The following is a 14,024-nucleotide window of genomic DNA, read 5'->3' as shown; positions in this document are numbered from 1 at the left end:
GTCTAATAGTGAATAAGGCTAAAACATCATTTTCCTAGATATTATTTTTGTTTAGTACCATTTAATGTAGACCATTGATCCCTGAATGAACAGCATCTTTAATGCACCCATGGGTTTGTATGCGATGCGTATCTGCTCACTACAAGGTGAGTTTTTATGGCTATCTTATTCCTTTATACTTTCCCAGTTCAATATAATTAAAATTTGGGCGACAACATGAAAACTGCTACACTCAATGACAGTAACATTAACAGTAGATAGCCAATTTTACATAACAAAAACATAAGACAGCCACTCTCATGCCAAATACTATGCAGGCGCTTAAAACGCAACCACTTAATGAAAACCTCATCACAAATTCACTCACTACTGCTGACTATGTGGCTACTCTTGATGCCATGCTATCACGCACGTTGGAGCGTATTTCTCTTAAAAAAGAGCAAGGACTGCGTACGCCTGACGAGTTATGGATTGTCGATCACAATGACGTTTATACCCTTGGGCAAGCAGGTAAAGAAGAACATATCCTGCAACGTACTGATACGCCTATCATCAAAACGGATCGCGGTGGTCAGGTGACATGGCATGGACATGGTCAACTGGTTATGTATTGGCTGTTTGATTTGGAGAGTATCGGCTGGAGTGTGCGCAACATGGTCTCACACGCTGAGCAAGCGATTGAGGATGTGGTCAATGACTGTCTCAAGAGCACAGCATCAACTGACACCAACCATATCAGCGCCCGTGCCCGCCGTGATGCCCCTGGTGTCTATCTATATGCTGATATGGCTGCAGAACTGGACAGCGCTGATAATAGTGATGAGATAGAAGCTGATAGTACCATTATGATTGGCAAAATTGCATCGCTTGGCTTTAAAATCAAGCATGGCTTTAGCTACCATGGTATTGCCATTAATTTAGATTGTGATTTATCAGCATTTAATGCTATCAACCCTTGTGGTTATGCTGGCATGCAAATGTTGCGTTTGGCGGATTTTGTTAATATGGACCAAGCAACCAATACACAGCCGACTACTCTGCCGCTTACCGATGACAAAAAAACACTTAACTACGAGCAATTTACGCAACAGCTCATCGACAATATTGCAAAACGTCATGTAGGACAGATACCACTGCGTGAATTAGCGCCAAAATAGGTGTTTTTTGCATAATCCTTTTTTGCATAATATCGTGCGCGCTTAGACTTAAGCATTGTGAGAAAATTTGATTCAAACTTGTTATAATCGCACACGGTACAAATTGGGCGCAGTAACAAAACTTATACGCCGACTTTAACCCTTTACGATTCAAACATTCATAACAAAAGCACATTGGAGTATTTTATGGCAGATTTTAACAAAATTTTGGACGCAGGCGACGTCGACGGCGGCATTATTAATGTTGTAATAGAAATCCCAACTGGTAGTAGCCATAAAATTGAGTGGAATCGCGAGTTGGCCGTATTTGAGCTTGATCGTGTTGACCCACAAATTTTTGCAAAGCCTTGCAACTATGGTTTTATCCCACAAACTCTTGATGAAGATGGCGACGAGTTAGATGCGCTTATCATCACAGAACAGCCTTTGCCTACTGGTATTTTCTTAAAAGCGAAAGTCATCGGTGTGATGAAGTTTGTTGATGATGGCGAAGTCGATGACAAAATCGTCGTCGTACCTGCTGACGACCGTGATACAGGCAATGCTTATAACAGTCTAGAAGACTTACCAAAGCAGCTGATCAATCAGCTAGAATTCCACTTCAGTCACTATAAAGACCTCAAAAAAGCAGGTACAACGGTGGTTGAATCTTGGGGTGATGTAGAAGAAGCCAAAGAAGTCATTAAAGAGTCTATCCAGCGCTGGAAAGATCTATAAATTAAAATGAAATTGATAAAAATACCGCAGATATGATGATAACTGCGGTATTTTTTTGCTTGAATTTTGACTGTACAACAAGGTTATAATGCTCCAATCTACTTATTATCATGCTCAAATAAGGACAATCATGTTTGATTCTGATTCAGGCTCAAAACCTGCCAAAGTAAAATTACCGAAAACGGTGATTATGATGGTCGAAAAAGGCAATCTGGTCATGGCGATTAAGACGTTAGCTACTGACGAAGATATCAGTATGGATGCTGCAAAATCTCGCATCGATGCATACGAGCTGGCTCTCAAAAATCAGCAGCAGCAAAAATTAAACAGTATCGCTAATAAACAAGGTATTCCTAGTCAAGCCATGAGCTTTGATAGAGAAACAGTCGAAGATGATACTGAGCGCTTGATTAAGAGTAAGGTAAGAAGCACACCAACGGAGCGAAGCTTCCAAAGCCTACAAGAAGGCGTTGACAGTCAGCTCAATGATTTAGGTTATAAAAAACCCTTACTGCCCTACTGGGCAAAGCGACTACTCATCATTGCTATCATTATGGCAGGGTTATTTTGGATAATGTGGCGTGTGTTTGGTTAGTCTGTTCTAAATGGTTCCATTATAGTAGTCTTTTTTAAGTAGTCTATTGATAGGTTTAAATGGTAAAATAAGTGGTTTCCCTGGGCTGTAATATAAATATATTAATTATTTCCCTATTAATAAAATCAGTTATATCAACAAAATAACCTTGCAGAAGAAAAATGCCACTGAAATTACTAAAACTTAAGCTAAAGTCTTTAAAAAATCCGTCACACAATCGACAACGTTTGAATCCGAGAATTAAGCTATATCAAGAGTCAGCGAATCAAGGAGATGCTGAGGCCCAGTTTAACCTTGGTTTGACTTACAAAGATGGCCAAGAAGTCCAGCAAGATAATAAGATGGCAGCTAAATGGTATCAGAAGGCAGCGGAACAAGGTCACATCACTTCGCAGTTTAACCTTGGGCTGCTCTATCAAGATGGAAAAGGTGTCGAGCAAGACTTTGCTTCAGCGGTCAAATGGTATCAAAAGGCAGCGGAACAGGGTCACATCACTTCGCAGTTTAACCTTGGGCTGCTCTATCAAGATGGAAAAGGTGTCGAGCAAGACTTTGCTTCAGCGGTCAAATGGTATCAGAAGGCAGCGGAACAAGGTCACATCACTTCGCAGTTTAACCTTGGGCTGCTCTATCAAGATGGAAAAGGTGTCGAGCAAGACTTTGCTTCAGCGGTCAAATGGTATCAAAAGGCAGCGGAACAGGGTCACATCACTTCGCAGTTTAACCTTGGGCTGCTCTATCAAGATGGAAAAGGTGTCGAGCAAGACTTTGCTTCAGCGGTCAAATGGTATCAGAAGGCAGCGGAACAAGGTCACATCACTTCGCAGTTTAACCTTGGGCTGCTCTATCAAGATGGAAAAGGTGTCGAGCAAGATTTTGCTTCAGCGGTCACATGGTATCAGAAGGCAGCAGAACAAGGTCACATCACTTCGCAGTTTAACCTTGGGCTGCTCTATCAAGATGGAAAAGGTGTTCGTCAAGATAGAGCTAATGCAAAAGAATGGTATGGAAGGGCTTGTGATGGTGGTCTTCAGTTGGGCTGTGATTCTTACAGAGAACTAAATGAGCAAGGTTACTAATTTACCCAAATAAAAAGCAACCGTTGGTATTGTCTTTGGTATATATAAAATTGTTAAAACACTAGGTCAATGTCAGCAGGGTATATTGCTGCCAGTTTAATTCCTAATGTAGAGTTCAGGACTTAGCGATACATGACCGATGAGATACACTCGAATATTTTTCCTCGAAATTAAAATCTTACGGTATTGACTAACTAAAAATACCTCGAATTATCAACTTTAAGTACACCACAAGATATACTAACAGCCCATTGAAAACATAAACCCTTACACAGAGAGGCTTTAAGGGGTGTATTCAAGTCCCCAATAGGGTATCGAACCAGTTAAAGCACCTGATTGGTTCGGTGTACGTATACCAAAATTACCCTGTAACAACAGAATCTATCAAAGATAAATCATTTCAATAGCCTGTATAAAAATTTAACACGCGATATCAATAAAAAGTCTAATAAAGCGATGACAACAATAGCAATGATTGCCGTTGGGAATATGATAGCGACAATAAGTAGCGGAATGGTAAGCGTCCACCCTATAGTAAAACGCTGACTACGCGCCGGCGGATTGAGTCCCACCATAGTACTAGTTTGACGAGGACGTCGTTGCCACCACATCACATAGCCACTCACACAAATTGCAATTACAGAGAGGCAAAATAAAACGTTGGCTAATACGCTCCACCACCCCAGCGTCCCCATATGTATGGCAATACCTGCTGCCATAAATTTGCCAAACGCATTGTAATCATTGAAGCGTATATCAGCCAAAACCTTGCCCGAATAGCGATCAATATGTACCGTGCGGTCAGCCGTTGGGCTTTTCATATCATAGCTCATTGAGTCTTGGCTAATCGTCCACACGCCTGTCTCCCCTTGCGGTAGATTCAACTGATAACGTCCTACAAAACCAAGCTCACGAGCAAATCGATCTACGGTATCAATCATAATAGGTATATTGGGAGCGATACCGTTTTCACCCATAGTCGTACCTGATGCTGGCATCGGTGTTAACTCTAGTACCCAAGGCACGTCTTTGGTCTTTCCTGAATTTAATACGCTACCATGTGTGGGCGCTATGGCTGCTGGTGCGCCATGAACGTGTGGCGCGGCATCAGCATTATCCATATTCATACCCGCATGATGCTGACTGTGGTCAATCGAGACTGGCGTTGGCGCAACGCCCCACTTACCCGCAGGGAACTGATTCCACGATTGTACAATGCGCTCGCCCCAAATTCCTGCCCAAGCCATTCCCGAAATGCAGAAAAACAATAGCAAAACAGATATCCAGCTGCCTAATGTCGCGTGAATGGTTCGGAAAAAGGAACGCTTTTTCTTTAGATTGGTATCATCAGGAATCAACATCGCTTTTACAGACTTACGCTTATGCCACCACAAATACCAGCCAGTTAATATCATTAGAATTGTTAAGGAGGCAGTCGTTTCTTGAATATAATCACCGACTTTACCCAGCAGCAAATCACTATGAATACTGTCAAAGGTATAATACAAATTACTATTACTAGGTGTGCTGTTGAGGATATCCGCAGTATAAGGATTGACGGCTACCATATTGTCATGGTCTTCGGATATTACCTGAAACAGAGCTGCCTTATCCGTATCACGAGGGGCGATATATTTAACAAGGGTACTATTGGGTAGAGTATTGAGGGCGTTTTTAGCTTGGATAGAAATGGGCGCTTGCATTGCTGATTCGGGAACAGAAACGCTCAAACGGTCATTGTCTCGCCCTAGGGTGTTAGACATCACCAACATACCGAGCGCGGTACAAGCTAAAATTATTAAGAAAGGGGCAACAAACATTCCCGCGTAAAAATGCCAGCGCCACACGGTGAAATAGCGTTGATTGCTTGTTTCTTTATTCATGAGTAGAGATTCCAATAGCTTTATACTTTCTAACTTGGCAATAAAGTGGAGAGTTAATATCTTGTTCGCTCACGCTGACTTTGTGCTTTCTATTCGGAACCTAATGGTTTTTTGATGGTGCGATATAATAACAGATACTTTTTTCACCAGTGATATTAATTTCGGTATGTTGCAGATGTGAGCAACAGATATACCGTAACCAGTCTGAGCTTTTGATTAGAGCCGCTCACAGTGAAACTCAAGAACGTTATATGATGATGTTCGTTGGACAAACGAAGGATTGATTGACGGCAAGGCAGAAGTGTTTTCTAATTTACTTATTGGAAGAAGCCCTTTTTGTATAAGTTGGTCTTGATAAACTTACTTTAGCGGACTTGGACTTCTTTTTTTATCTTTTTTTCGCTCTTTTATTCCGAAATGGGGTTAATTAGCAAACCTTCAATTCACGACTATCTAGCAGGATAAAACGTCTCGGAACCGGGGCCAACTGGCAGACCAAATACAAACACCCAAAGGCAAAATAAAATAATCCAACCAACTAAGAACGCAACTGAATAAGGTAGCATCATCGCCATAAGTGTGCCGACGCCAGTATTTTTCTTATAACGAATAGCAACTGCCATAATGAGACCAAAATAGCTCATCATAGGGGTAATAATATTAGTAGCCGAATCTCCAATACGGTATGCGGCCTGTATCATCTCAGGCGCATAGCCAGTTAGCATTAGCATAGGAACAAATATTGGTGCCGTCACAGCCCATTGCGCAGACGCCGAACCAAGCATCAAGTTAACCACCGCACATATCAATATAAAACCGATCAATAAGAAAGGGCCTGTTAAACCGATATCGTTTAGGAAAGTTGCACCAGATACCGCCATTACAGAACCAAGGTTTGACCAATTAAAAAAGGCGGTAAACTGTGCCGCAAAAAAGACTAAGACGATATAAATACTTAGCGAGCTCATCGCATGGCTCATCGCATCTACTACATCTTGGTTGTTTTTTAGGCTACCAGTAATCTTTCCATATATATAACCGGGTATGGCAAAGAACACAAAAATGAAGACAACGATGCCCTTTAAAAATGGCGAATCTGACAACAGACCTGTCTCAGCATTACGCAGGATGCCGTCAGCAGGTACCACAGTCCAAGCCAGTAATAAGCAGAATACCAGCATACTAATACCAGCCCAAAAAAGTCCTTTTTTCTCAATAGCAGATACGTGCTCCGCTTTGGTATCTAATACTGAAGGATCATCGGCGTCCGTAGGATTATACTCACCAAGGCTTGGCTCAACGATTTTTTCGGTCACAAGATAACCCAAACCACTAATCAAAAACGTACTCACCATCATAAAGTACCAGTTGGCCTCTGCCCCAACGGTGTAAGCTGGATCGATGATGCGTGCTGCTTCTTGAGTAATCCCTGATAATAAAGGATCGACTGTACCAAGCAATAAATTGGCGCTATAGCCGCCAGACACACCCGCAAATGCCGCAGCGATACCAGCCAATGGATGTCGACCAAGCGAGTGAAATATAACCGCAGCAAGTGGTATCAAAACCACATAACCAAGCTCAGCGGCCGTGTTTGACATAATACCTGCGAACACAATAGTAAAGGTAACCATTTTCTTTGGCGCGTTTAATACCAGTCCGCGTAGTGCGGCTGATATCATTCCAGAACGCTCAGCGATACCAACACCAAGTAGCGCTACCAGCACCGTACCAAGTGGCACAAAACCAGTAAAATTGGTCACTAAGTTTTCAACAATACGAGCTAAGCCCTCGCCGTTCAATAAATTGACGACCTCAATAGTTCCATCAGCGCTACGGCCGCTTGCACCCTCTGGTCGTGGGTCGATTACCGATATACCAAAGTAAGACAGTACTGCTGAAAGAACCAGTAAAAATACTGACATCCATACAAATAAAATGACAGGATGCGGTAGTAAATTACCGAGCCACTCTACTCCTTTTAAAAACCGCTGCATGCGCGAGTCTTGCTCTGCTGCATCAAAATTATTATGTGGCGGATTGCCATTTGGCGAGTTACTTCCTTGCATAGCCGATTATCTCCTTCAAGATTAAGTACTTTTGATGTGCTTAAAGTGTATGAAAACACCGATAAAAGGTTATGATTTTAACATAATTTCAAAACAGAAACAAAAAATTTTGTCTTATAAAACAAATTGTTTAGAGTTCTGAGTAATGAATAACCGCAGTTCGAGATAAGGGCTTACGATTAGTGGTAAAAATCCAAACACAGTCAAACACAAGCGTATTAGAGAATTGGCCAGTCAAACCAATATGACAAAAGAAGAAATTGCTAAGGCAGTGGGTGCTGGAGTAGCTACCGTTTATCGGGTCTTAAAGCAGGGCTAATAGCTGAGGTATTCTAAATATCGACTCATTATGTCCACTCAAAGTGACCTTTGGTCTTGATCTAAAGGAATCGCAATGTCATACAAAAATCGTTTTGATGCAATAAGGCTTTATTATAATCATAATATTGCATTCATAATCGTTTTTGCGCAAAATGGCTTATCCATAATCGCTTGAGCCACTCATGATGAATACCCCTACCTCAGACCCTATTGGCGCAGCATGGATTACCCGTTTTTGGCAAATGAGGTGAGTTGGGACGATATTTTTTCTGTGGTTGTAGAGACCTTTAAAAATGGGAAAGATGAGTTGAATAGGTAGAGCAAGCCATGTTATAGGCAGGGAAGTTTACCCTGACAATTAACAGATCCTTTTACCTAGTTGTCTACCTTCAAACATGAAATGATAGTAACTTCCATTATTAAGATAATTTCATCATGTCAGGCACGGCTGACTGACTGACTGACTGACTGACTCAAGTAAATCAACCTTCGATATAGTCGGGACAGCTCCCAAAGCTCTATCTTCGATAATAGCGGAGTGGATAAAATATTCTATATGTGTTAGAATTGCGACACATATTATCTATAAATCCTGTTTGAGTCGTTTACTACAAAGATGAATACGCCACCCTAGTTGTACCCCCTCCTTATTAAATAATTGTTTCCTATAACAATTAACTATCATAGAGCGTTTGACGCTTTTATCTGTGTGCCCGCACTGCTTTTATATTTGTATTAATAATCGATTTATCTGTTAAGTTGCTAAGACCAGCACTAGAACAAGTAACTAAAAGCAAATAATACCCAGTAAGTTAGGATAATAACTTATTAAAGACAATGTGCCATATTTCCTTGTAATCACTATTTGATGGGCGTTGAGCCTAGCTGGGAATGTGTCAAATTTGCTATTTTAGATACCTCATACCGTGTCAAAAACTTGAGTTGCAAGGCAAGCACGCGTTATTACTATAGTTTATCAACTACTATTTTATAGACTAAAGTTTCATAGATTGAGCGAGTTTGACGTGGTCAATTATATTTTTGGGTTTGGTATTACTTTAGATACATGGATTATTGACGAGCAGAGCAGTTCTTAAAAACTGAGTGAAATATGTTGAGTACTATTAAAGAGCATTGGTTGTCCAATGTGAGAGGCGATGTCTTGGCCGGTATGGTTGTTGCCTTAGCCCTTATTCCTGAAGCCATTGCTTTTTCGATCATTGCTGGTGTTGACCCACAAGCTGGGCTTTACGCTTCTTTTTGTATTGCTGTAGTGATTGCTTTTGTCGGTGGTCGTCCGGCGATGATTTCGGCCGCGACTGGCGCGATGGCGCTACTCATGGTGACACTGGTTAGAGAGCATGGTTTGCAGTATTTGCTGGCAGCCAGTGTCTTGACAGGTGTGATACAGATTATCTTTGGCTTTTTAAAGCTGGGTAATTTGATGAAGTATGTGTCGCAATCTGTCATCCTTGGTTTTATCAATGCTTTGGCTATTTTGATTTTTATGTCGCAGATACCTGAGCTTGTACCGCAAGAGGGCTCAAACCTAGTCCATGTCTATGGTCTGGTAGCACTGGGCTTAATTATTATTTATGGTTATCCGTACATTCCCAAAATCGGTAAGATGATTCCGTCACCGCTGGTCAGTATTGTGTTGGTGACAGCGATTGCTATTTTCTTAGGTGCAGAAGCACGTACCATCAACGATATGGGACAACTGCCGGATACCTTGCCGATATTTTTGCTACCTGATATTCCTCTGAATCTAGATACTTTGCTGATTATTTTGCCGTATGCGATCAGTCTTGCGATTGTCGGTTTGCTTGAGTCTATGATGACCATGGCTATCGTGGATGATTTGACTGATACCAAAGGCGATCGTACGCAAGAATGTAAAGGTCAAGGTATTGCCAACATTGTCAGTGGCTTCTTCGGTGGTATGGCAGGTTGTGCGATGATTGGCCAGTCTATCATTAATGTAAAATCTGGCGGCTATACGCGATTGTCTACCTTGGTGGCAGGGGTGTTTTTATTATTATTGGTGGTGTTTTTAAGTGATTGGTTAAAGATTATTCCCATGGCAGCACTGGTCGCGGTAATGATTATGGTCTCGATTGGTACGTTTAACTGGGGTTCTTTTAAAGAGTTAAAAACCAAGCCATTACAGAGTAACATTGTCATGATCTCTACAGTTGCTGTGGTGGTCGCCACTCATAACTTAGCATATGGCGTATTAATTGGTGTGTTGTTATCAGCCTTATTCTTTGCCAGTAAGATCGAACGCTATATGAGCGTGCATACACAATTGGATGAAGCAGAACGAACGCGTTATTATTCCGTCAATGGTCAAGTATTCTTTTCATCGGCAGAGCGCTTGATTGAGTCATTTGATGTGAAAGAATCTATATCTAAAGTAGTCATTGATGTGACGCGAGCGCATTTCTGGGACGTGACGGCAGTTGCTGCCATTGATAAAGTCATTATTAAGTTTCGCCGTGAAGGTACTGAGGTCGAATTGATTGGTCTCAATGAAGCAAGCCAAGCGATGGTAGAGAAGTTTGGTGTTCATGACAAACCTGATGCTGATCAAAGCTTAGGTGCTCATTAATAGTGTCTACTAACAATAGTGTCCATCAAGCCTGTTAGTTTTGGTGAAGTGGACACTCCCAATTAAAATTTAAGGACAAATGATGAACACAGAACAGCATATTTTGGCCTGTATCGATGGTTCAGCCGTAACGGAATCGGTTTGTGATTATGCGGCATGGTATGCCAGCCGCTTGAATCTACCAGTAGGCTTATTGCACGTGAGTGATGTGCCTGCTTCAAACAGACGTGATTTATCGGGGGCAATTGGCATTAATAGTCGTCAGCTTCTGCTAGAAGAACTTACGCAACTCGATGAGCAAAGAGCAAGAATTGCTAATAGCTATAGCGATGCGCTGGTCAATGACGCAAAAAGTCATATTCAAAGTAGCTTCGATGGTGTAGATGTTAACGTCTATCAACGTCATGGCAAATTGCTACCAGCGATTGAACATTTCAATACAAAAAACCGTGTCATCGTCATGGGACGACGCGGCGAAGATCATAAAGACAGCCGCATCAATATTGGTAGTCAAATCGAAACGGTGGCGCGTGCTTCGAACGTTCCAATTTTGATTTGCTCAGAGACATTTAAATTACCTGCTTCTTATATGGTCGCGTTTGATGGCAGTAAGACGGCCATTAAAGCGGTCGATATTATTTCTAAAAGTCCATTGTTAAAGGGTCTGCAAGGGCATATCGTCATGATAGGTAATGATGATGAAACCTCTAAAAGAAGCTTGGCTATGGCCACTGAGCAGCTCACAGCGGCAGGTTTTACGATAGCAGCGCATCATCTGTCTGCCTCTGATGCGGTTGATGGATTACTCGACTTTCAAAAGCAAAATGCGGTCGATATCATCGTCATTGGCGCTTATGGTCATTCTAAATTTCAACAATTATTCATTGGTAGTACCACCACCAAGATCATTGCCAAGACGTTGTCGCCAGTCATTTTGATTCGCTAATTTCTAAATCTAGTGAGTTCAGTATAAACACGACATAGCGGGACTGGTATGCTTATCTCTAAACGAGAAGTTTCGCCACCTCTGTCTGCGAAGGCACAGCAAGCAAGAACAATTCATATCAGTTTCGCGTTGGAATATAATGTATTGGTTTTATTTAGAATCGACTATATAGTCAATTTATTAGAAAAAGAATACAACGAGGCTGGGATAAAATTTTACCACTGCTGCCTACACTAGCGCAGTCAGTGAGAAGCATTTATCCCAGCCTTATATCGTTATAAATGTGTCTTGATTTTGAATAAACAGTAGGTTTTCTGACAAAACCCTAGTCAATATGCCGCTGCTTTATAATGAGTCGGCAGTTTTAGGGACAATAACGCCGCGATTGCCACAAACGCACTAGATATCCAAAGACAAGCTTCTAAGCCAAATTCTTGGAAGACCCAGCCTGACAGCACCGTGCCAATCAATCTGCCCATCGCATTTGCCATGTAATAAAAACCCACATCCAGTGACACGCCATCACTATCAGCATAGCTGACAATCAGATAGCTGTGTAACGAAGAGTTGATTGCGAAAACCACTCCAAATATCAGTAGTCCAATAATAACGGATGCTTGGATGTGAAAATCAAAATATAAAGCCAGCGCGATGGCAGCAGGAATAAACGTCAGATAACTTGCCCACAAAAATGCCGCGCGACCCGTTGGCAACACGCCTTTTTTCTTGCCGGTAAAGTAAGGCGCAAGCGACTGAACAATGCCATAACCGATGACCCAGCTGGCCATAAAACTGCCGACCCACCAGTGACTCCAATTAAAGGTCGCCGCCAAAAACACAGGCAAGGCCACAACAAACCAAACGTCTCTCGCACCAAATAAAAACATGCGGGCAGCAGAGAGAGTATTGATGGCAGAGCTTTTAGAAAAGATATCTTTGAACTTAGGTTTGTTGGTCGCTTTGCCAATGTCTTCTTTTAACACCACCAAGCTAAATACCCAAACGATGGCCAATAATGATGCCATCAGTATCATAGCGCCTTTGAATCCAATCAAGGTCAGTAGCAAACCACCGATAAAAAAGCCCACGCCTTTTAGCGCGTTTTTAGAGCCTGTGAGTATCGCTACCCATTGATAGAGCTTGCTTTCAGCATCTTTTGGTACCAATAATTTGATGGCACTTTTGGCACTCATTTTGTTTAAGTCTTTGGCGATACCTGAGAGCGCTTGGGCGATCATCACATAAACCACGGTCAGCATATCAGCAGGCACAGCCAGCATGGCGAGGGCGATTATCTGTATGGCCAAACCAATATTCATGGTTTTATTTAGCCCAAGACTGGTGCCAAGCCAGCCACCAACCAAATTGGTAATAACGCCAAAAATCTCATAAAACAAAAACAGCATGGCAATACTTAACGGGCTATAGCCTAACTGATAAAAATGCAGCACGACGAGCATGCGTAGGGCGCCATCCGTTAAGGTAAACGCCCAATAGTTGCCAGTGATGACCAGATACTGTTTAACTTGTGTCGATAAGTTCTTGACGGATAGCAGTCCCATGATTAACCCTTATCTGCTAGACCAACCATCTGTACCAATTCAGCCGTTCTGTTGGCATAGCCCCATTCGTTGTCATACCAGACGTAGAGCTTTACTTGGGTGTCGTTGATGACCATCGTCGACAGCGCATCAACGATGCTTGAACGTGGATCGGTTTTGTAATCAATCGATACCAGTGGGCGAGTCTCAAAGCCCAATATGTCTTTTAGCTCGTTTTCGGACGCCTGTTTGAGTAATTCGTTGACTTCTTCAACCGTGGTGCCACGCGCCACTTCAAACACACAATCTGTCAGCGAAGCGTTGGCTAAAGGCACGCGAATGGCATGACCGTTTAGCTTGCCTTTTAGTTCAGGGAAAATATGAGTAATGGCGGTTGCAGAGCCTGTCGTGGTCGGAATCAAGCTCATACCGCACGCACGCGCTCGGCGTAAGTCTTTGTGCGGGGCATCTAGTATCGTTTGGGTGTTGGTAATGTCATGAATGGTGGTCATCGAGCCATGCTTAATGCCGATTTTTTCGTGCATTACTTTGACGACTGGCGCTAGGCAGTTGGTGGTACAAGAGGCAGCAGTGACGATAGGGTGAGTGTCTTTGTCGTATAGATGTTCGTTCACGCCCATGACGATGTTTAACACGCCTTCTTCTTTGACAGGGGCGGTGACCACCACACGTTTGACCCCTTGGTCTAGATACGCTTGCAGCAAGGCTTTGGTTTTTATTTTTCCTGAGGCTTCGATGACCACGTCGCACATCGACCAGTCGGTATCTTCGGTCGCTTTGTTTTGCGTACAAGGAACGGCTTTGCCATTGATAATCATCGACGTGCCTTCGTGGGTGGCTTCGTGATGCCAGCGACCATGCACAGAGTCAAACGTCATCAAATGAGCAAGGGTTTTAGCGTCGCCCGCAGGATCATTGATGTGGACGATCTCGATGTCGTCCCAATCAAATGCGGCGCGCATCGTTAAACGTCCCATACGTCCAAAACCGTTAATACCGACTTTAATAGCCATAAAATTGTCCTTTGTTTTGTCTAAATGTTGTCAGAAAAAATGATTAAAAATGCTCAGTTTTCTTTAAATAT

The 14,024-nt window shown here is 42.4% G+C and carries 10 protein-coding genes and 1 pseudogene; 7 read left to right on the top strand and 4 right to left on the bottom strand.

Features of this window, described 5'->3' with window-relative positions; all coding sequences use genetic code 11:
* The first annotated feature begins 299 nt into the window (after positions 1–299).
* The 4 genes from lipB (at position 300) to AC0J5Y_RS05540 (ending at position 3,548) form a co-directional block, all read left to right on the top strand.
* On the top strand, positions 300–1,157 hold the full coding sequence (gene lipB / locus AC0J5Y_RS05555) for a lipoyl(octanoyl) transferase LipB (RefSeq protein WP_475131906.1): 858 nt from the start codon (positions 300–302) through the stop codon (positions 1,155–1,157).
* Positions 1,158–1,343: 186 nt separating this feature from the next.
* On the top strand, positions 1,344–1,874 hold the full coding sequence (locus tag AC0J5Y_RS05550) for an inorganic diphosphatase (protein ID WP_475131905.1): 531 nt from the start codon (positions 1,344–1,346) through the stop codon (positions 1,872–1,874).
* Between the two features lie 130 nt (positions 1,875–2,004).
* A complete protein-coding gene (locus AC0J5Y_RS05545) occupies positions 2,005–2,469 on the top strand; it encodes a hypothetical protein (protein WP_475131904.1) in 465 nt (154 codons plus the stop codon).
* Between the two features lie 161 nt (positions 2,470–2,630).
* Positions 2,631–3,548 (top strand): SEL1-like repeat protein, encoded by a 918-nt coding sequence (locus AC0J5Y_RS05540; protein WP_475131903.1) that lies wholly within the window; start codon positions 2,631–2,633, stop codon positions 3,546–3,548.
* 395 nt (positions 3,549–3,943) lie between these two features.
* On the opposite strand, the gene AC0J5Y_RS05535 is transcribed toward AC0J5Y_RS05540, so the two are convergent.
* Together AC0J5Y_RS05535 and AC0J5Y_RS05530 are read right to left on the bottom strand one after the other, a co-directional pair.
* Positions 3,944–5,431, bottom strand: a complete 1,488-nt coding sequence (locus AC0J5Y_RS05535; RefSeq protein ID WP_475131902.1) for a PepSY-associated TM helix domain-containing protein — start codon at positions 5,429–5,431, stop codon at positions 3,944–3,946.
* Positions 5,432–5,880: 449 nt separating this feature from the next.
* Positions 5,881–7,500 (bottom strand): AbgT family transporter, encoded by a 1,620-nt coding sequence (locus AC0J5Y_RS05530; protein ID WP_475131901.1) that lies wholly within the window; start codon positions 7,498–7,500, stop codon positions 5,881–5,883.
* 169 nt (positions 7,501–7,669) lie between these two features.
* On the opposite strand from AC0J5Y_RS05530, the pseudogene AC0J5Y_RS05525 reads away from it, so the two are divergent.
* The 3 genes and pseudogenes from AC0J5Y_RS05525 to AC0J5Y_RS05515 form a co-directional block, all read left to right on the top strand.
* Positions 7,670–7,819: pseudogene (locus AC0J5Y_RS05525) on the top strand (helix-turn-helix domain-containing protein); the annotation flags it as partial.
* A gap of 1,113 nt (positions 7,820–8,932) precedes the next feature.
* Entirely contained in the window at positions 8,933–10,432 is a 1,500-nt protein-coding gene (locus AC0J5Y_RS05520; RefSeq protein ID WP_475131900.1) for a SulP family inorganic anion transporter, read from the top strand.
* Between the two features lie 82 nt (positions 10,433–10,514).
* Entirely contained in the window at positions 10,515–11,378 is an 864-nt protein-coding gene (locus tag AC0J5Y_RS05515; protein WP_475131899.1) for a universal stress protein, read from the top strand.
* A 329-nt stretch (positions 11,379–11,707) separates the two neighbouring features.
* Here the strand turns inward: AC0J5Y_RS05515 and arsJ are convergent, their stop codons facing one another.
* Together arsJ and AC0J5Y_RS05505 are read right to left on the bottom strand one after the other, a co-directional pair.
* Complete coding sequence (gene arsJ, locus AC0J5Y_RS05510; RefSeq protein WP_475131898.1) at positions 11,708–12,940, bottom strand: organoarsenical effux MFS transporter ArsJ; 1,233 nt, start codon at positions 12,938–12,940, stop codon at positions 11,708–11,710.
* A 2-nt stretch (positions 12,941–12,942) separates the two neighbouring features.
* On the bottom strand, positions 12,943–13,953 hold the full coding sequence (locus AC0J5Y_RS05505; RefSeq protein WP_475131897.1) for an ArsJ-associated glyceraldehyde-3-phosphate dehydrogenase: 1,011 nt from the start codon (positions 13,951–13,953) through the stop codon (positions 12,943–12,945).
* Positions 13,954–14,024 lie beyond the last annotated feature (71 nt).

The organism is Psychrobacter sp. TS_SC_6 (assembly GCF_056156305.1).
The sequence above is the reverse complement of the archived record's forward strand: the minus strand, read 5'-3'. Positions and strand labels throughout refer to the sequence as shown.

Coding starts and splice junctions, on each gene's coding strand:
- lipB (WP_475131906.1), top strand. CDS start 300: ATGCCAAATACTATGCAGGCGCTTAAAACGCAACCACTTAATGAAAAC.
- AC0J5Y_RS05505 (WP_475131897.1), bottom strand. CDS start 13,953: ATGGCTATTAAAGTCGGTATTAACGGTTTTGGACGTATGGGACGTTTA.
- AC0J5Y_RS05520 (WP_475131900.1), top strand. CDS start 8,933: ATGTTGAGTACTATTAAAGAGCATTGGTTGTCCAATGTGAGAGGCGAT.
- AC0J5Y_RS05545 (WP_475131904.1), top strand. CDS start 2,005: ATGTTTGATTCTGATTCAGGCTCAAAACCTGCCAAAGTAAAATTACCG.
- AC0J5Y_RS05515 (WP_475131899.1), top strand. CDS start 10,515: ATGAACACAGAACAGCATATTTTGGCCTGTATCGATGGTTCAGCCGTA.
- AC0J5Y_RS05535 (WP_475131902.1), bottom strand. CDS start 5,431: ATGAATAAAGAAACAAGCAATCAACGCTATTTCACCGTGTGGCGCTGG.
- AC0J5Y_RS05530 (WP_475131901.1), bottom strand. CDS start 7,500: ATGCAAGGAAGTAACTCGCCAAATGGCAATCCGCCACATAATAATTTT.
- arsJ (WP_475131898.1), bottom strand. CDS start 12,940: ATGGGACTGCTATCCGTCAAGAACTTATCGACACAAGTTAAACAGTAT.
- AC0J5Y_RS05540 (WP_475131903.1), top strand. CDS start 2,631: ATGCCACTGAAATTACTAAAACTTAAGCTAAAGTCTTTAAAAAATCCG.
- AC0J5Y_RS05550 (WP_475131905.1), top strand. CDS start 1,344: ATGGCAGATTTTAACAAAATTTTGGACGCAGGCGACGTCGACGGCGGC.